Raw genomic sequence first — 17,688 nt, 5'->3', positions numbered from 1 at the left:
CGAGGGTTCCGCACCCCGCCGCCCACGTGCCCGGGAGCCGTCCGCCGCGCGCGTTCGTGGACGCCCGACCCCACCGCTCCCGACCGCCGGTAAACTGGCCGCACCTGTGCAGCCCCGTGCCGGTCGCCTCCTCGATGACTCGCTCGTCGAAACGCGCCGGCTGGCACGCCACCCCGAGGGATTCGATGACCGCCCCCAGCAACGCCCCGACGCCCGCCGCAGCGACCTCCGAGCACCGGCCGAACCTCGACACGGTCGAGCGCGCAGCCGCCACCCCCGACGAGGCGCAGCCCTTCGCGGAGCTCGGCCTCAAGCCGGACGAGTACCAGCGCATCCGCGACATCCTCGGGCGACGCCCCACGGCCGCCGAGCTCGCGATGTACTCCGTCATGTGGTCGGAGCACTGCTCGTACAAGTCGTCCAAGGTGCACCTGAGCACGTTCGGCAAGAAGACGACCGACGAGATGAAGAAGCACCTCCTCGTCGGCATCGGCGAGAACGCGGGCGTCGTCGACATCGGTGACGGCTGGGCCGTGACGTTCAAGGTCGAGTCCCACAACCACCCGAGCTTCGTCGAGCCCTACCAGGGTGCGGCGACCGGTGTCGGCGGGATCGTCCGCGACATCATCTCGATGGGCGCACGCCCCGTGGCCGTCATGGACCAGCTGCGCTTCGGCGCGGTCGACCACCCGGACACGGCGCGCGTCGTGCACGGCGTCGTGTCGGGCGTCGGCGGCTACGGCAACTCCCTGGGTCTGCCGAACATCGGCGGCGAGCTCGTGTTCGACTCCTCCTACCAGGGCAACCCGCTCGTCAACGCGCTGTGCATCGGCGTGCTGCGTCACGAGGACATCCACCTCGCCAACGCCTCGGGCGTCGGCAACAAGGTCGTCCTGTTCGGTGCGCGCACGGGCGGCGACGGCATCGGTGGCGCCTCGATCCTCGCGTCCGAGACGTTCGAGGACGGCGTCCCCGCCAAGCGCCCCTCGGTCCAGGTGGGCGACCCCTTCATGGAGAAGGTCCTCATCGAGTGCTGCCTCGAGCTCTACGCGGCACGCGTCGTCGAGGGCATCCAGGACCTCGGTGCGGCCGGCATCTCGTGCGCCACCTCGGAGCTCGCGTCCAACGGTGACGGCGGCATGCACGTCGAGCTCGACTCGGTCCTGCTGCGCGACCCGTCGCTCAACGCGGGCGAGATCCTCATGTCGGAGTCGCAGGAGCGCATGATGGCGGTCGTCGCGCCCGACAAGCTCGACGAGTTCCTCGCCATCACGAGCAAGTGGGACGTCGAGACGTCCGTCATCGGCGAGGTCACCGGCACCGGGCGCCTCACGATCGACCACCAGGGCGAGCGCATCGTGGACGTCGACCCCAGGTCGGTGGCGCACGAGGGTCCCACGTACCACCGCCCCTACGCGCGCCCCACGTGGATGGACGGTCTCAACGCCGACAGCATCTCGACGGGTGAGGGCGCCGCGCGGTTCGCACGTCCCGAGACGGCCGACGAGCTCCGCGCGACCGCGCTGCGCCTGCTCGGCTCGCCCAACCTCGCCTCGAAGGAGTGGGTCACCAACCAGTACGACCGCTTCGTCCAGGGCAACACGGCCCTCGCCCAGCCCGACGACGGCGGCGTCATCCGCGTCGACGAGTCCACGGGCCTCGGGGTTGCCCTCGCGACCGACGCCAACGGCCGCTACGCGAAGCTCGACCCGCGCACGGGTGCCCAGCTCGCGCTCGCCGAGGCGTACCGCAACGTCGCCACGACCGGCGCCCGCCCGCTCGCCATCACCGACTGCCTCAACTTCGGCTCCCCCGAGGACCCCGACTCCATGTGGCAGCTCGTCGAGGCCATCGAAGGCCTGGCCGACGCGTGCCAGACCCTCGGGGTTCCCGTCACGGGCGGCAACGTCTCGCTCTACAACGGCACGGGAGAGCCCGGGCAGATCGACTCGTCGATCCACCCGACGCCCGTCGTCGGCGTCCTGGGCGTGCTCGACGACGTCGCGCACGCCACCGGGTCCGGCTGGCGCGAGGCCGGGGAGGCCATCTACCTCCTCGGCACGACCCGCCCCGAGCTCGACGGCTCCGCCTGGGCCGACGTCGTCCACCAGCACCTCGGCGGCGTGCCCCCGCAGGTCGACCTCGCGGCCGAGCGCGCCCTGGCCGAGGTGCTCGTCAACGCCAGCCGTGACGACCTGGTCTCCGCCGCGCACGACCTCTCCGAGGGCGGCCTGGTCCAGGGCCTCCTCGAGGCGTCGCTGCGCTTCGGCACCGGCGCCAAGGTCTCGATCGACGCCCTCGCCGCGCGCGACGGCGTCACCCCGTTCGAGGCCCTGTTCTCCGAGTCGACGGCCCGCGCGCTCGTCGCCGTGCCGCGCGGCGAGGAGACCAAGCTGGTCGACGCGTGCGTCGCGCGCGGCGTGCCCGTCCTCAAGATCGGCGAGACCGGCACCGAGCCCGCCGAGGTCACCGAGACCGGGGAGTCGCTCGAGGTCGAGGGCATCTTCACGATCCCGCTGAGCGAGGCCGACCAGGTGTTCCGTGCGACGCTGCCGGGGATCTTCGGCTGATTCGTCGCTGAGCCGCCGACGGGGCGGGGCGCGCGAGGTCTTCCTCCGCGCCCCGCCCCGTCGGCGTTCACAGGATCCCTCCGCGGGCTGCACCGGGTCTGCCCGCCGCCCGTGACCGACCGGCCCAGAACGGCCCTAACCGGTCGATAGGGTCGCTGCATGACAGGGGACAGCAGCACCATGGGGGAGATCGGCGCCTCGGAGGCCGAGCCACCGGCCACCCCGCCCGACGTCGCCTCCACCTCGACCCGCCGCAAGCGCCCGGGTGGGCGCGCCGTCGGGCTGGGGCTGTGGGTCCTGGGCGGGGTGGTCCTGGCCATGACGCTCGTGCGCGCCGTCCCGTACGACGGCGTCACGCCCCTCGCGCAGGTCGTCGGCGTCACGCCGTGGGTCGTCCCGCTCGCGCTGCTGGTGGCTGCGGCGGCCTTGGTCCTGCGGCGCCGGCTGCTCGCGATCCTGTGCGGGGTCGCGCTCGTGGCGCAGATCGCGTGGGTCGCGCCGTTCTTCGTGCCCGGGCGCGGCATCGAGGCGGGTGCCCAGGGAACGCTGCGGGTGCTGACGGTCAACGCGTACTTCGGGCAGGCCGACGCCGCCGCCGTGGTGCGGATGGTCCACGAGCAGGACGCGGACGTGCTCGCGGTCGTCGAGCTCACGGCCGCCTTCCACGACCGTCTCGAGGCCGCGGGCATCGAGGCGGTCATGCCGCACCACGTCGACGCCAAGGTGGGCACGGGCTCGCCCGGGAGCGGCCTGTGGAGCAGGACCGCGCTGACCGACCCCGACACGAGCGAGTGGAGCACGTTCGCCATGCCCGCAGCCACCGTCGACGTGGACGGCACGCCCGTGCGCGTGACCGCAGTCCACCCCGTCCCTCCGCTGCCCGAGATCACGGGCGTGTGGCACCAGGAGATGGCCGACCTCGCCCGGCGCGCGCACGACGACCCCCTGCCTCAGGTGCTGCTGGGCGACTTCAACGCGACGTACGACCACGCGTCGTTCCGCGCCGTCCTGGGCGACCGCTTCCACGACGCGACACGCACGGCCGGGCACGGCCTGAACCTGTCGTGGCCCGTGGGGGAGCGGGTCCCCACGTTCCTCGACCTCGACCACGTCGTGGTCGACGCGGGCATGCGGGTCGACGACCTCGACTCGCTCGTCGTTCCCGGCTCGGACCACCGGGCGCTCGCGGTCACGGTCCAGGTGGCACTGTGAGCGCGCCCGTCCTGACCGAGGAGCGCCCGCCGTCGAGGGCGCGGCGAGCGGGCGCCGTCGCGTGGACGGTCGTCCTGTCGTTGTGCCTGGTGGGGGTGGGGGCGCTCACGCTCGCGCGCACCCTGGGGTTCGACGGCGTCACGCCCTTCGCGCAGCTCGTGTCCCTCACGCCGTGGGTCGCCCTCGCGGCGCTCGTGGTGCTGTTGCTCTCGCTGAGCCGGCGGCGCTGGGTGCTCAGCGCGGTCGCGGGGGTGCTGGTCGTCGCGCACGCGGTGTGGCTCGTGCCGTTCTTCGTCCCTGGCCCCGGGATCGAGCCGGGCGCGGACGGGACGCTGCGCGTCATGGCGACGAACGCCCTCTACGGGCGGGCGGACGCCCGGGCGGTGGTCGAGGCCGTGCGCGAGGAGGAGGTCGAGCTGCTGAGCGTCGTCGAGCTGACCGACGACTTCGAGACCGCTCTCGTGGCCGCCGGGATCGAGGACGTGCTGCCGTACGCGTGGACGAGGACCCACCCGACCGAGGGGGCTGCGGGCAGCGGCCTGTGGAGCGCGACCCCGTTGACCGACCCTCGCGACGGCGTGGCGAGCCGGTTCCACCAGCCGAGCGCCGTCGTCGGGGTGGACGGGACGTCCGTGCGGGTGACGGCCGTGCACTCGCACCCACCCACTCCCGGCGAGGTCGACCTGTGGACGGACGACCTCGCGCTGCTGGGCGACGCGGCGCACGCAGACCCCACGTCGCAGATCCTGCTCGGCGACTTCAACGCGACCTCCGACCACTCGGCCTTCCGCGACCTGCTCGGGGACCGGTTCGCCGACGCGACCCGGCTCGCAGGGGACGGCCTGAACCTGTCGTGGCCCGCCGACCGCCGCTACCCGCCGCTCGTGGACCTCGACCATGTGGTCGTCGACGCCGGTATGCGGGTCGACGACGTCGGGCCCGTCGCGATCCCGGGCACCGATCACCTGGCGATCCTGGCGACGGTGCAGGTCAGGCCCTAGGTTGGTGGCATGAGCGACGACGACACCGCCACCACGTACGAGGCTCGGCTGCGCGACCTCCTCGAGCACCGCATGGACTCGGGCCGCGTCCTGGCCGAGCGGGCCGAGCAGGTCGCGGCAGCCAAGACAGCGCTCGAGGAGGCCGAGCGCGAGTACGCCACGGCGTTCTCCGACGCGCTCGCCGCGGGCTGGACCGAGGCCGAGCTGCGCAAGGTCTTCAAGTCCCTCGGCGTCCCGGTGCCGACGCGCCCGCGCCGCAGCAAGAGCACGGGCGTCAAGGCGCAGCCGCCGGTGCCCAAGCCGCCCGTCGTGACGGCGCTGGCCCGCCGCCACGACGACACCGAGGTCATCGACGTCATCACGGCCTGAGCGCCGCGCACCTGCGACCCCCGGCTACGCTGTCGCGGACCCCGGCCTACGTGAGGATGCCCTGATGGCGCTGTTCGGCTCGCTGTTCCGCAAGAAGTCCGACCCGTCCACGTGGGACGAGCTGTGGACGGTGCTCGCTCCGTACGGCGGGCGCGTGACGCCGTCGAGCACGCAGGCCTGGCTCCGGGCCGCGGCCACCATGGACCCCAAGGTGCTCGCGAAGGCCAAGGACCAGCTCGAGCGGGCCTACGACCTGCTCGACACCGAGGCCGCCGCGCGCTTCGCGGGCGAGATCCCGTTCACCGGGCCCGACCGGCCGTTCGCGCGCCGCCGCTTCCTGCGGACCGTCGACGCCGTGATCGTTGCCGGCCCCGACGCCGTCGCGCGCGTCGTGGGCGACCCGTCGTACCTGCGGTCGTACGACTCGTCGCCTGCCGTCGCGCCGTACGAGACGCCCGACCCCGAGGGATACCTCGCCGACCGGTGGGACGTCGAGAGGTGGAAGGACCCGCTGAACCGCATGATCTGGAAGGACGTGCTCGTGAGCCTGAGCACGCGGCGCGAGAAGGCCTGGCCGAGCCTCGCGAACGACTCCGCCGCCCAGATGTTCCACCTCGACCCCGAGTACGGGTGGGTCGACGTCGACGCGTCGTCGATCTCCGCAGAGCTGGGCGCACCTGTCGAGGCCCGCGACGGGTGGACCGGAGCCGGCATCGAGGCGAGCAAGCGGCTCTACGCGGCCCTCGGGAGCCCCCTCGAACGACCTGACGTGCTGGGGCTCGTCGCGGTCGTCGTGCTGTCGCAGGCCGAGTGGGACAGCGAGGTCGAGGACGGGGACGAGGACGACGTGCGCGAGGGCGTCCTGAACGTCGGGATCGACAGGTCCGCGACCGAGCTCGACATCGCGCTCTCGGACGCGGAGTGCGCGATCACGGACCAGTCCGAGCGGGTCGCGCTGCTGGTCCGCCGTGCCGCACACGCGCTCCTGGCGTTCGACCTGCCGTTCACCGGGGCGCAGGCCGCGGCGCTCGGGGAGCTCGCAGGCCCGCGGGAGAGCGTGAGTCGCTGAGACGGAGTCCGCGGGTGGTCGGCGCGAGATCGGCGACGGGCTCGTGCCGAGACCCCGCGTCACGCCTCCCGAAACCCCGATCCTCGCTCGGCGAGCTCCTCGCCCAGGATGCGGATCGCCTTCGGCCCGACGCCGTGGATCGTGAGCAGCTCCTGGGCGGTCGCGCGCGTGAGGTCCTCGTAGTGCGTGTACCCGTGGTGGGCGAGCTCGCGCGTCGCGACCTTGCCGATGCGCGGCGTGAGGTCGCTGGGCGGGACGGCAGCGCGGTCGTCGGTCATGGCAGGGTCCTCTCGGGCGGCCCGTGAGCGGGCGTGGACACCCAGCATCACCGAGGGACGGTCTCGCTCGCGACCCCGGCCGGTGCCGCGGGCTCCACCGCCACCGCCACCGGCACCGGCCGCGGCCACGGCGCCCACACGGGCACGTACCGCCAGAACACCGCCCCGCCCGCGACCGACGTCGCGCCGACGACGAGCGCGGCGACCCCCAGCGGCGCGACGAGGGCGGTGCCCGCGACGACGAGCGGACCCGCGAAGGCCCCCGCGTCGTGCAGGAGCCGCCACGCCCCGAAGAACTCGGCACGCTGCGCGGGCGGTGCGACGTCGGCGCCGAGCGTCATGATGACGCCGTTGCTCAGCCCGTTCCCGAAGCCGAGCACCAGGGCCACCACCGCCAGGGACGCGATGCCGCCCGCCCACGGCAGCGTGAGGTAGCCCGCCGCCAGGACCGCGAGCGACGGGACGGCGAGGGCGCGCCGACCGAACCGGTCCATGAGGTACCCCGCGGGGATCGACACGAGCACGTCGAGCGCGGCGCTGGCCCCGAAGACCAGGCTCGTCGTCGCGGCGTCGACGCCCAGGAGGTCGGCCCACAGGGGCAGGAGCACGGTGCGGGCCGTCCGCGAGAGTCCCATGAGCGCGGCCCCGAGGCCGAGCGTGCGCAGCAGCCGGCGGTGCTCGACGAGCACGCGCCACAGCCCCGCCTTCCGGGCGGCCACGTCGCCGGGTGCGGCGCGTGCGCGAGGCGAGCGTCCGACGTCGGGCACGCGGCCCATGAGGACCGCCGTGACGCACACCGCGACGAGCTGCACCGCGAACCCTCCGCGCGTGCCGACGGCCAGGATCGCGGCCGCCCCGAGGATCGGGCCGACGAAGAACCCGACCCGCATCATGGCCGCGACGCTCGACATGACGCGAGCGCGGCGCGCGAACGGCACGGCCTCTGCCAGGTACGTCTGGCGGGCGAGACCCCACACGGCCTGCGAGAGGCCCGCGAGGAACACGCCGACCGCGAGCGAGACGACCGACCACGAGACCAGGCAGAGCGCGACGCCGCCCACGGCCAGCACGCTCGCCCCCACGATCGAGCGCCGTTCCCCGAACCGGGACACGAGCCGCCCGGCGGGCAGGTCGCCGACGAGCTGGCCCAGCGCGGCGAGCGCCACGACCAGGCCTGCGACGCCGAGCGACGCGCCGTGCTCGCGCGCCGCGAGCGCGACGACCGGTGCGGCCGCGCCCTGGGCGACACCCCAGACCCCGGCGGGCACGTGGACGGTCCACGCCAACCTGACCGGCGGGGAGCCCGTGCCCGCGCTCACGCCAGGACCGGCTCCGTGGTCCGGGCCCCCTCCTGCCCGACGGCGCCGCTCGCCTCGTCCGTGTCGCCCGCCTCGGGGAGCGCGTCCGCCGCGTGCGTCGCGTACCGGCTCTCGGGGCGCGCGAGGCCGAGGTGGTCGCGCAGCGTCGTGCCCTCGTACTCCGTACGGAACAGGCCGCGCTCGCGCAGGATCGGGACGACGTGGTCGGCGAAGTCGTCGAGCCCGCCCGGCAGGTAGGGCGGCATGACGTTGAACCCGTCGGCGGCGCCCTGCGTGAACCACTCCTCGATCGTGTCGGCGACCTGCTCGGGCGTGCCCGCGACGACGCGGTGGCCGCGCGCCCCGGCGAGGCGGTGGAGCAGGCCGCGGACCGTGGGCTGCTCGCGCTCGACGATGCCTGCGACGACCTGGAGGCGGCTGCGCGAGTTGTCGGTCACGTCGCCCGCGTCCGCGAAGAGCTCGGCCGGCACGGGGCCGTCGAGCTGCGCGTGGTCGAGCCTGACCCCGGTGAGCTTCTCGAGCTGGCGCAGGCCGTACTCGGGGACGGTGAGCTCGTTGAACTCGCGCTCCAGTGCCTTGGCCTCGTCCTCGGTGGACCCGATGAACGGGCTGATGCCGGGCAGGATCTTGACCGCGTCGCGCGACCGGCCCAAGGCCTCGGCCCCCGCCTTGATGTCGGCGTAGAACGCTTGCGCGTCGGACAGGCGTTGGTGCGCCGTGAAGATCGCCTCGGCGTAGCGGCTCGCGAACGCGCGTCCCTCGTTCGACGCGCCCGCCTGGACCAGGACGGGGTGGCCCTGCGGCGAGCGGGCGGCGTTGAACGCACCCTCGACGCGCAGGTGCTCGCCGCGGAAGGCCGCGTCGTGGATCTTCGCGGGGTCGGCGTAGCGGCCCGAGGCGCGGTCGATCAGGACAGCGTCGTCCTCCCAGCTGTCCCAGAGCCGGGTGGTGACCTCGACGAACTCGGCGGCTCGCGCATACCGCTCGACGTGGTCCGGGTGGGAGTCCAGGCCGAAGTTGCGGGCCGCGTCCTCGCTCGCCGTCGTGACGATGTTCCACCCGGCGCGCCCGTTGCTCAGGTGGTCGAGCGTCGAGAAGAGCCGCGCCAGGTTGTACGGGTCGTAGAACGTGGTCGACGCGGTCGCGATCAGGCCGATCCGCGTCGTCGCGGCCGCGATCGACGCGAGCGTCAGGATCGGTTCGAGCCTGCCCACGCTGTTGAACTCGACGCCGTCGTGCAGGACGGGGCCGTCCGCGAAGAAGACCGCGTCGAACCTCGCGGCCTCGGCCGTGCGGGCGAGGTCGGTGTAGAAGTCGGCCGTGAAGATGCGCTCGGGCTGGGTGTCCGGGTGGCGCCAGGCCGCCTCGTGGTGGCCGGCGGGGTGGATGAACAGGTTCAGGCTGAGCCGGCGGGCCGGTGCGTGCTCGGTCATGGTGCGTCCTCGGGTCGTGGGATGGGTCGGGAGACGGTTCGTGCGGGGGCCGGGTCGCTCACTGGCGATCCGTTCACGTCGTGCGCCAGCGCGAGAAGTGACGTTCGAGGCTCACGAGCACCGCGTTGATCGAGACCCCGACGAGCGAGATCGCGATGATCCCGGCGTACATGTTCGTGATCTGGAAGTTGAACTGGGCGTAGGTGATGAGGTACCCGAGCCCGGCCTTGGCGCCGACCATCTCGGCCGCGATGAGCACGAGGATCGAGCTCGTCCCGGCCATGCGGATACCCGTGAAGATCGTCGGGACGGCGGCCGGCAGCACGACCTTCTGGAACAGCCGGAGGGGCGGCAGCCCGAGCGACCGGGCCGACTTCACGAGCAGCGGGTCCACGGTCCGGACCCCGGCGATCGTGTTGAGGAGGATCGGGAAGAAGCACGCGTAGACGACGAGCGTGATCTTCGACGTCTCGCCGATCCCCAGGACGAGGATGAACACGGGCAGGAGAGCGAGGGCAGCGGTGTTGCGGAACAGCTCGAGGAAGGGGCCGAGGAACTGGGCGACGCTCGCCCACCACCCGATCGCGATGCCCAGCGGGATCGCGAGCAGGACCGCGATCGCGAAGCCCGTGCCGGCCCGCGTCAGGCTCGTCCCGACGTGCTTGCCCAGCTCGCCGCTCGTGAGCAGCTCCCAGAAGGACTCGAGCACCGCGCTGAGCGGCGGCAGGAAGACCTTGTCGACCAGCCCGACGCGCGGCGCGACCTCCCAGATCACCAGGAACAGCACGATCGCTGCCGAGGCCCGCAGGACGTGTACCCCGACGCCGCGCAGGCGGGCACCGACGGACGGCGTCGGGTCCTGGTCGGCCGTGAGCACCTGACGGCGTCCGAGCGTGGGCGGGTCGGCGAACGCGACGGTGTCCGCCGCAGGGCGGGCCAGCGGCTCGCCCCGCGCGGGGGCGTGCGGGGTCACGGTGCTAGACATGGGCGTCCTCCTTCTGTGTGTGGAGCGCGCTCCACACCTCGTGCCGGTACCGGCCGAAGCGCGCCGAGGAGCGGACGTCGTCGTGCTCGCCGTCGCCGCCGCCAGGGTCCGCGGCCCCCGCGAGGTCCACGTCGATCACGGTCTGCAACCGGCCCGGGCGCGGCGTCATGACCGCGACGCGCTGCCCCAGGTACACCGACTCCTCGATGCCGTGCGTGATGAAGACGATCGTCTTGCCCGTCGCGCGCCAGATCCGCAGGAGCTCGTCCTGGAGGGACTCGCGCGTCTGGGCGTCGAGAGCCGCGAAGGGCTCGTCCATGAGGAGGACCTCGGGGTCGAACGCGAGGCTCCGCGCGATCGCCACTCGTTGCTTCATGCCGCCCGACAGCTCGTGCGGGTAGCGGTCCGCGAACGCCGTGAGGCCCACGAGGTCCAGGTATTCGTCCGCGACCCGGGCCCGGGCGCCGCGCGCGACGCCCTTGGCCTCCAGCCCGAGCTCGACGTTCGCGCGGGCCGAGCGCCAGGGGAGCAGCGCGTACTGCTGGAAGACCACGCCCCGGTCGAGACCCGGCCCCGTGACGGGCGAGTCGTCCAGGAGGATGCGGCCCGACGTCGGCTCGGTGAGCCCGCCGAGCAGGTCCAGCAGCGTCGACTTGCCGCAGCCCGAGGGCCCGACGACCGTCAGGAACTCGCCCGCGCGGACGTCGAGCGTGAAGTCCTCGACGGCCGTGAACCGCTTGCGTGCCCCGCGGCCCGCGGCCGCGTCGCGCACGATGAACTCCTTGTGCACGTGCTCGAGGCGGAGCTTGGGGGTCGACCCCGGGACGTCCGCCGCCTCCGTGGAACCCGTCGCGCTGGGCCGGGTCGTCGTGACCGTCACCGTGCCGCTCACGGCGCGCCCTCGACGGGCTCGCCGTCGGGGCCCGCGTCCTTCGCGTAGGTCCCGTTCGCGTAGGGGTTGTGCTCGTTGGTGTAGATGTCGGAGGGGGAGAACTGGCCCTTCTCGAGCTCACCCTCGCGCACGAGCCAGTCGATCCACGTCGCGATCTCCTCCTTGGCGATCACGCCGCCGGGGGCCGTGATGCTCGCGGACTTCCAGTAGGGGACCAGCTCGGTGCTCTCGCCGCGCCCGCGCCCCTCGATGATCGACGTGTACCGCGCGCGCACCTCCTCGACCGGGGTGACCTGCGCCCACCGGATCGCGCGCGCCGTGCCCTGCACGAAGTCCTCCACGACCTCGGGGTTCTTCGCGATGTACTCGTCGCGGAAGATGTACGTCCCGTAGGAGAAGTTCCCGTAGAGCGACGTCTCGCTGAAGAGCTGCGTGATCCCGCCGCGCTCCAGAGCCTTGTCCTGGAAGACGCGCGAGAGCCCGACCACGTCGACCTGCCCCTCGCGCAGCACCTGCTCGGCGTTCACGGGAGGCACGACGACGAGCTCGACCTGGTCGATCTCCTCGGGGCTCAGCCCGCCGCGCGAGAGCCACTCGCGGATGAGGAACTCGCTCTGTGCGCCCAGCGTGTTGACGCCGATCGACCTCCCGACCAGGTCCCGGGGCTCGGTGATCGGGCTGCCCTCGACCGTGTAGAAGCCGCCGTAGGACAGCTCGTCCGAGCCGTAGTAGGAGATGACGGACGTGATGGGAGAGCCCGACGCCTTGAGCTTGACGATCGCGCCGTTGAACGCGCCGCCGAAGTCGGTCGAGCCCGTCGCGGCGGCCTGGATGCTCTGCGGGCCGCCCGTCGAGTCTCCGACCCACTCGAGCTCGACCTTCTCGTAGTAGCCGAGGTCCGCCGCGAGCTCGGGGAACGTCACCTGCCCGACCGAGCCGTCGTAGCGCAGCACGGCCCGGCCGGACTCGCCGACCGTGGCCTCCTCGGCGCTCGCGGCCGAGCACGCCACGAGCGTCACGGCGAGGCCCGCGGTCAGTGCGGCCCGGACGGCGGTGCGGACGGCGGTGCGGGCCGGGTGGAGGGCGTGGGGTCTGAGGGTGCGGGGCATGGGAGCTCCAGGGAGTCGGGTACGGGTGCCCTGCCGTCCGCGAGTACGCCGACGGCAGGGTGGGAAGGGTGGTCTCTCGGTCCGCCGGTGCGCGAGGTGTGCGACGGCGGGAGCGGGACGGTGAGCGCGCGAGGAGAGCGGAGCCGGTCGTCGACGCGAGCGACGGCCGGGGTGGGGCGGGGCTATCGACAGAGACAGCCGGCGACGCGACGCAGGTCGACGGCGCGACGCACCACGAGGCGCACGGGTGTCCCGGCGTGCTCGTGGAGGCTGACGTCGAAGCGCATGGCGGCGATCCTGGCGGCAGCCGCCGGGACGGCACAAGGCCCCATCCGGTCCCCGAGACGATGTTTCGCCCGGTTCCTCCGGGTTAACCGGCTCAACCGGGTTGGCGGCGCCCGACGGTGCTGCGTGCGAGGTACGCGAGAACGGGCCGTGCGTCCTGACTCGTGGCGACGAGGGTCCTAGAAGCGTGCGCCGACGATGTGGGTGTTGTGGTACTCCACCGAAGACTCCGCAAGGCGATGGCCGCTCGCTTGACGAAGTGAGGCGACATCGAGAGCGATGGCCCCGTAGTCACAGAGTGCATGGTGGTTTGGGCAGAGAACGAGGATGTTCTCCGCTGTGTCGGGTCCATGATGTGGTGCCCCAAGGGGCACCACGTGGTGGGCCTCTGAGTAGGTCCTTGCGCTTGAGAGTCGGAGTGCCAGGCCGCAGAGCTGGCACTGGTCCCGGTGGAGAAGCTTGAGCTGACGCGCTAGCTCCGTATCGCGCAAGACTCTGTAGATGAGTTGTGGTGTCCGTCCGGGCGCCTCGGACCCGGCGTCCTTGTCGATCGCGTCGGGTGTCGATATGGCAAGACTGCGCAGTCCCCACACTCCGGCCCCTAGTCCGGAGACCGAGAAGAACAGGTCCTGCGCACCGCGATACCCGGCCGAGTCGGACGAGCGGTCCTGGATGTTGCGACGGATGATGTCGCGCCACGACTCGGGAAGCGTTGGGCGCAGTGGGCCGACCGCACTGTAGATGTCGCTGAGCGTGCCGGTGCCCCCCAGTGCCCGCAGACCGTCGACGATGTCCTCGGTCCACGTTGCCATGTCGTCATCCTGGCACAAGTGTTCGACAATCCCGGTCACAGAAGGGACGCGAGATCCGTGCCTAGGGCTGGGGACGGGATGTCCGCTACGCGAGCGCCCTGACCGCCTCGATCGTGTCCGCCTCGTCGGCGGTCTTGTCGTCGCGATAGCGCAGCACGCGCGCGAACCGCAGCGCGAGCCCGCCGGGGTAGCGCGTGGACCGTTGGAGCCCGTCGAACGCAATCTCGACGACCTGCTCGGGCCGCAGGTGCACGACGTAGTCGGTCCGCGAGGTCTCGAGCGCGAGGAACCGCTCGGTCTGCCAGCGCAGCATCTCGTCGGTCATGCCCTTGAACGTCTTGCCGAGCATCACGAACCCGCCCTGGGGGTCGCGGGCGCCCAGGTGGATGTTGGACAGCAGCCCCGTCCGGCGCCCCGACCCCCACTCGACCGCGAGCACCACGAGGTCGAGCGTGTGCCGCGGCTTGACCTTGACCCACCCGGCGCCGCGGCGCCCTGCTGCGTAGGGCGCGTCGAGCGACTTCACGACCACGCCCTCCTGCCCCTCGCGCACGGCCTCGGCGAAGAACTCCTCGGCAGCGCCGGGAGAAGAGGTCGCCAGGCGACGGACCGTGAACGACCCGGCGACGCGGTCGAGCACGTCGAGCCGCTCGTGCAGCGGGGCGTCGATCAGGTCGTCGCCGTCGGCGTGCAGCACGTCGAAGAAGTACGGGCGGAGCGCGAGCGCCCCCGCGAGCGCGGTCTCGTCCGCTCCGCTCGCTGCGGGGGCGTCGCGTGTGGCCGACCGGGCGGCCGTCTCCTGGAAGGGCCGGGCCACCCCGTCCGGCCCGACGACGAGGGCCTCGCCGTCGAGCACGAACCGCTCCGAGGCCAGGGCTCGCGCATCCGCGACGATCTCCGGGACGCGCGAGGTGATGTCGTCGAGCGAGCGCGTGAACACCCGCACCTCGTCGCCGTCCCGATGGACCTGGATGCGGATGCCGTCGAGCTTCACGTCGACCGACAACCGGTGTCCCGGGTCGTCCGCCGCGGGCGGGACACCGAGCTTGTCGAACGCCGCCGCCACGTCCGGGGCCGACTGCGCGAGCATGGGCCGCACGGGGCGACCCACCTCGAGGCCGAACCCGGCCAGGGCGGCGAGCGCCGCCGTCGGGCCGGGGGCTTCGAGGGCCGTGCGCGCGACCGGACCCGTCGCGCCGCGCAGCATGACCGCACGACGCACCGCGTCGACCGGGACGCCCGCAGCCTCCGCGACCGCGTCCACGACCAGGGCGTCGAGCGCGCCCTGCCGCAGGTCGCCCGCGACCAGGCCGCGCAGGAACGACTGCTCGCGCTCGGTCGCCGCCGCGAACAGCGCCGTGGCCGCCGCGGACCGGGCGGTGTCCGAGCCGGGACCCGAGAGCGCCGCCATCTCCTCGAACGTCGCGTCGACCGCCTCGACCGTGAGCGTCGGGGAATCGGCGGGCGGGGGCAGCGAGCGCAACGACGCCCAGCCGAGCCCCGTGCGCCGCTGCCGCAGCTCGCCCGCGAGGTAGGACACGACGATCTCGACGTCGTCACCGGGCCGGCCTGCCTCCCTGTCCGGTGCAGCCCGACGCAGCAGGTCGGCCAACGCCGCACGTTTGGCGAGGCGCGAGCGGGTGGCGGCGACGGCGTCGGACGTGGCGGCGACCTCGGCGAGCAGCATGTCTCATCCTCGCGCCACCCCGCCCGGCCCGCTCGGCCAGCCCGACGGCGGCGCCCGGCCCTGCGGACCTCCTCGCCCCCGGGCTACGCTGCCCAGACCGTCGACGAAGGAGTGGGACGTGGAGATCGCGGGCAAGGTCGCGCTGGTGACCGGAGGGGCCTCGGGCCTGGGGCGGGCGACCGTCGAGGAGCTGGTCGGCGCCGGGGCGCGCGTCGTGGTCGCGGACCTGGCGGGCTCTCCCGGTCAGGCGCTCGCGGACGCCCTGGGCGATGCGGTCCGGTTCGTGCCGACCGACGTGACGAACGAGGACGACGTGTCCCGGGCGCTCGACGCCGCCGCCGACCTGGGCGGGCTGCACGTCGCGGTGAGCTGCGCGGGGATCGTGCTCGCGCGGCGCGTGCTCGGCAAGGGCGGCGTGCACGACCTCGCGTCGTTCCAGAAGGTCGTGACCGTGAACCTGGTCGGGACGTTCAACGTCGCGCGGCTCGCGGCCGAGCGCATGGTCGCGCTGGACGGCGACCCGCGCGGCGAGGTCCCCGAGGAGCGCGGCGTGATCGTGAACACCGCCTCCGTCGCGGCGTTCGACGGCCAGGTGGGCCAGGCCGCCTACGCGGCGTCGAAGGGCGCCGTCGCCGCGATGACGCTGCCGCTCGCGCGCGACCTCGCGGACAGACGCATCCGGGTCATGACGATCGCGCCCGGCATCTTCAGCACGCCCATGATGGCGTCCTTGCCGCCCGAGGCCCAGGAGTCGCTCGCGGCCCAGGTGCCGCACCCGCGCCGCCTCGGCCGCCCCGAGGAGTTCGCGCACCTGGTGCGCGCGATCGTCGAGAACCCCATGCTCAACGGCGAGGTGATCCGCCTCGACGGCGGTATCCGGATGGCGCCGCGCTGACCGTGGTGTCCGATTCGGACCGGTTCGAGTCTCAATCTCTACTGATTCGGTCCAGAATGCGGACGGTTGGCCCAAGTCGTTGACACGCCCGGTGCCCAGGCATACATTCCGGGCCATCGGCAGACACCCCGTCCGCCGCACCCACGCACCGACGACCGGAGGAGGACCCGTGGACACCAGCGTCACGCTCGCCGCGTCCCCCGCCGGTCCCGCACGTCGAACGTGTTGTTCCCCCGGGCGCCCCGTCGTCCCGGGCCGCGTCTGTTGTTGAGCCTGCGCTCCTCCTGACGCCTCCCGAGCCGCACCGGCTCGTCCCTGAACCGCCCCGCCCGTGAACGGGTCGCCGCGGCATGCCGATCTGCGGCGAGCCACGCCACCCGCCACCGCGCCCGGCGGTCCACCCGCTGCACCCCAGTTCTCGCGACCCGTCGCGGCCGCCCGCCGACCCCTGCGGCGGCGGCCGAGCGACCCCGCACCCGACCTCCCGGAGTGGAACGACCCATGCCTGACTCGAACCTGACGCCGCTGTTCGCCCCCACCGCCCAGCCCGACGAGCAGTCCGCGTCCCGGTCCGTCGAGGACGACCTCGACGTGCTCGCCGGCATCGACGACCTGCTCGACGAGCGACCACGCCGCTCGGTGCACCTCGGCGTCGACCTGTCCGACGCCGGAGCGCGAGCGGGTGCGTGGCGGGCCGTGGGCTCGCAGTCGCCGCGCCTGTTCGACGCGCACCGGCTCCAGGAGCTCGTCGCGACCGCCGAGCGCGGCGTGCTCGACTTCGCGCTGTTCGACGACACGTTCTCGCTCCAGCCCACGCGCAACACGACGCTCCGCGGTCGGCTCGACGCGGCCCTCGTGGCCTCGCGCCTCGCCCCCCGCTCGACGGGGATCGGCCTCGTCGCGACCGTCGACACGACGCACACCGAGCCCTTCCACGTCTCCAAGGCGATCGCGACGATCGACCACGTGAGCTCGGGCCGCGCCGCGTGGCAGGTGGGCTGGTCGACGAGCGAGGCCGCCGCGGCGCTGTTCGGGCGCAAGGAGGTCCAGGGCACCGCGGACGCGGTCGCCGAGGCCGAGGAGGCGATCGAGGTCGTGAGCCGCCTCTGGGACAGCTGGGAGGACGACGCCGAGATCCGCGACGTCCCCTCGGGGCGGTTCATCGACCGCGACAAGGTGCACTACGTCGACTACGACGGCGTCCGGTTCGCCGTGAAGGGCCCTTCGATCACGCCCCGCTCGCCCCAGGCGCAGCCGCCGGTCGTGGTGCGCGGGGACTCCGTGGAGGCGCTGGCCCTCGCGGGCCGCCGCGCCGACGTCGTGCGGGTGCGGGCCACGACGCTCGACGCGGCCAAGGCGCTGCGCGACCAGGTGCGCGCCGCGGCCGCCGAGGCGGGCCGTGACCCCGACGAGCTGCGCGTCCTGGTCGACCTCTACGCCGTGATCGGGCAGGACCGGGCCAGCGCGCAGGCGCGGCTCGACCTGCTCGAAGGGCTCGAGGGCGTCACGTGGGACACCGACTCGCTCACGCACGTGGGCACGGCCCGCGACCTCGCGGAGGTCGTCGAGGAGTGGTTCGAGGCGGGCGCCGCGGACGGGTTCACGATCCGTCCGTCCTCGCTGCGCACGGACCTCGACGCGCTGGTCGACGGCGTCGTGCCGCTGCTCCAGGAGGCCCGCGTCTTCCGGTCGACCTACCCGGGCACGACCCTGCGGGACACCCTGGGGCTCGCACGCCCCGCCAACCGCTACGCCGCCGCGATCGCCTGAGG

Annotated in this window: 16 protein-coding genes; 7 read left to right on the top strand and 9 right to left on the bottom strand. The window is 73.2% G+C overall.

What is annotated here, in order from left to right; translation table 11 throughout:
* The first annotated feature begins 185 nt into the window (after nt 1-185).
* The 5 genes from purL to WFH32_RS07185 all read left to right on the top strand — a co-directional run bounded on the left by purL (nt 186) and on the right by WFH32_RS07185 (nt 6,221).
* Complete coding sequence (gene purL / locus WFH32_RS07205) at nt 186-2,570, top strand: phosphoribosylformylglycinamidine synthase subunit PurL (protein ID WP_336706719.1); 2,385 nt, start codon at nt 186-188, stop codon at nt 2,568-2,570.
* A gap of 159 nt (nt 2,571-2,729) precedes the next feature.
* Entirely contained in the window at nt 2,730-3,782 is a 1,053-nt protein-coding gene (locus WFH32_RS07200) for an endonuclease/exonuclease/phosphatase family protein (RefSeq protein ID WP_336706718.1), read from the top strand.
* Nucleotides 3,779-4,783: an endonuclease/exonuclease/phosphatase family protein gene (locus WFH32_RS07195; protein WP_336706717.1), complete on the top strand. Its 1,005-nt coding sequence runs from the start codon at nt 3,779-3,781 to the stop codon at nt 4,781-4,783. The genes WFH32_RS07200 and WFH32_RS07195 overlap by 4 nt, the downstream gene beginning before the upstream one ends.
* A gap of 9 nt (nt 4,784-4,792) precedes the next feature.
* Entirely contained in the window at nt 4,793-5,152 is a 360-nt protein-coding gene (locus WFH32_RS07190; RefSeq protein ID WP_191795519.1) for a hypothetical protein, read from the top strand.
* A gap of 64 nt (nt 5,153-5,216) precedes the next feature.
* On the top strand, nt 5,217-6,221 hold the full coding sequence (locus tag WFH32_RS07185) for a hypothetical protein (protein ID WP_336706715.1): 1,005 nt from the start codon (nt 5,217-5,219) through the stop codon (nt 6,219-6,221).
* A gap of 59 nt (nt 6,222-6,280) precedes the next feature.
* Here the strand turns inward: WFH32_RS07185 and WFH32_RS07180 are convergent, their stop codons facing one another.
* The 9 genes from WFH32_RS07180 to WFH32_RS07145 form a co-directional block, all read right to left on the bottom strand.
* Nucleotides 6,281-6,499 (bottom strand): helix-hairpin-helix domain-containing protein, encoded by a 219-nt coding sequence (locus WFH32_RS07180; protein ID WP_191795517.1) that lies wholly within the window; start codon nt 6,497-6,499, stop codon nt 6,281-6,283.
* A gap of 47 nt (nt 6,500-6,546) precedes the next feature.
* Entirely contained in the window at nt 6,547-7,818 is a 1,272-nt protein-coding gene (locus tag WFH32_RS07175) for an MFS transporter (protein ID WP_336706713.1), read from the bottom strand.
* A complete protein-coding gene (locus tag WFH32_RS07170; protein ID WP_336706712.1) occupies nt 7,815-9,251 on the bottom strand; it encodes an LLM class flavin-dependent oxidoreductase in 1,437 nt (478 codons plus the stop codon). The genes WFH32_RS07175 and WFH32_RS07170 overlap by 4 nt, the downstream gene beginning before the upstream one ends.
* A 73-nt stretch (nt 9,252-9,324) precedes the next feature.
* Nucleotides 9,325-10,236: an ABC transporter permease gene (locus WFH32_RS07165; protein ID WP_336706711.1), complete on the bottom strand. Its 912-nt coding sequence runs from the start codon at nt 10,234-10,236 to the stop codon at nt 9,325-9,327.
* On the bottom strand, nt 10,229-11,026 hold the full coding sequence (locus WFH32_RS07160) for an ABC transporter ATP-binding protein (protein ID WP_442946318.1): 798 nt from the start codon (nt 11,024-11,026) through the stop codon (nt 10,229-10,231). Before WFH32_RS07160 ends, WFH32_RS07165 begins: the two co-directional genes overlap by 8 nt.
* Nucleotides 11,027-11,124: 98 nt before the next feature.
* On the bottom strand, nt 11,125-12,237 hold the full coding sequence (locus WFH32_RS07155; protein ID WP_336706710.1) for an ABC transporter substrate-binding protein: 1,113 nt from the start codon (nt 12,235-12,237) through the stop codon (nt 11,125-11,127).
* 182 nt (nt 12,238-12,419) lie between these two features.
* Nucleotides 12,420-12,524 carry a putative leader peptide gene (locus WFH32_RS19290; protein WP_442946313.1) on the bottom strand — a complete coding sequence of 35 codons (105 nt, stop codon included), beginning with the start codon at nt 12,522-12,524 and terminating at the stop codon, nt 12,420-12,422.
* Between the two features lie 177 nt (nt 12,525-12,701).
* Nucleotides 12,702-13,334, bottom strand: a complete 633-nt coding sequence (locus WFH32_RS07150; protein ID WP_336706708.1) for an HNH endonuclease — start codon at nt 13,332-13,334, stop codon at nt 12,702-12,704.
* Nucleotides 13,335-13,419: 85 nt separating this feature from the next.
* Nucleotides 13,420-15,021, bottom strand: a complete 1,602-nt coding sequence (locus tag WFH32_RS07145; protein ID WP_336706707.1) for an ATP-dependent DNA ligase — start codon at nt 15,019-15,021, stop codon at nt 13,420-13,422.
* A 118-nt stretch (nt 15,022-15,139) separates the two neighbouring features.
* Here WFH32_RS07145 and WFH32_RS07140 point away from each other — a divergent pair, with 118 nt between their 5' ends.
* Together WFH32_RS07140 and WFH32_RS07135 are read left to right on the top strand one after the other, a co-directional pair.
* Complete coding sequence (locus tag WFH32_RS07140) at nt 15,140-15,916, top strand: 3-hydroxyacyl-CoA dehydrogenase (RefSeq protein WP_336706705.1); 777 nt, start codon at nt 15,140-15,142, stop codon at nt 15,914-15,916.
* 501 nt (nt 15,917-16,417) lie between these two features.
* Entirely contained in the window at nt 16,418-17,686 is a 1,269-nt protein-coding gene (locus tag WFH32_RS07135; protein ID WP_336706703.1) for an LLM class flavin-dependent oxidoreductase, read from the top strand.
* The last annotated feature ends 2 nt before the right edge of the window (nt 17,687-17,688 follow it).

The sequence above is a fragment of the Oerskovia sp. USHLN155 genome (assembly GCF_037145535.1).
GTDB classification, from domain to species: domain Bacteria; phylum Actinomycetota; class Actinomycetes; order Actinomycetales; family Cellulomonadaceae; genus Oerskovia; species Oerskovia rustica.
This window is presented reverse-complemented; position numbering and strand designations above follow the sequence as displayed.

Coding starts and splice junctions, on each gene's coding strand:
- WFH32_RS07165 (WP_336706711.1), bottom strand. CDS start 10,236: ATGTCTAGCACCGTGACCCCGCACGCCCCCGCGCGGGGCGAGCCGCTG.
- WFH32_RS07170 (WP_336706712.1), bottom strand. CDS start 9,251: ATGACCGAGCACGCACCGGCCCGCCGGCTCAGCCTGAACCTGTTCATC.
- WFH32_RS19290 (WP_442946313.1), bottom strand. CDS start 12,524: ATGCGCTTCGACGTCAGCCTCCACGAGCACGCCGGGACACCCGTGCGC.
- WFH32_RS07135 (WP_336706703.1), top strand. CDS start 16,418: ATGCCTGACTCGAACCTGACGCCGCTGTTCGCCCCCACCGCCCAGCCC.
- WFH32_RS07155 (WP_336706710.1), bottom strand. CDS start 12,237: ATGCCCCGCACCCTCAGACCCCACGCCCTCCACCCGGCCCGCACCGCC.
- WFH32_RS07185 (WP_336706715.1), top strand. CDS start 5,217: ATGGCGCTGTTCGGCTCGCTGTTCCGCAAGAAGTCCGACCCGTCCACG.
- WFH32_RS07150 (WP_336706708.1), bottom strand. CDS start 13,334: ATGGCAACGTGGACCGAGGACATCGTCGACGGTCTGCGGGCACTGGGG.
- WFH32_RS07190 (WP_191795519.1), top strand. CDS start 4,793: ATGAGCGACGACGACACCGCCACCACGTACGAGGCTCGGCTGCGCGAC.
- WFH32_RS07200 (WP_336706718.1), top strand. CDS start 2,730: ATGACAGGGGACAGCAGCACCATGGGGGAGATCGGCGCCTCGGAGGCC.
- WFH32_RS07145 (WP_336706707.1), bottom strand. CDS start 15,021: ATGCTGCTCGCCGAGGTCGCCGCCACGTCCGACGCCGTCGCCGCCACC.
- WFH32_RS07180 (WP_191795517.1), bottom strand. CDS start 6,499: ATGACCGACGACCGCGCTGCCGTCCCGCCCAGCGACCTCACGCCGCGC.
- purL (WP_336706719.1), top strand. CDS start 186: ATGACCGCCCCCAGCAACGCCCCGACGCCCGCCGCAGCGACCTCCGAG.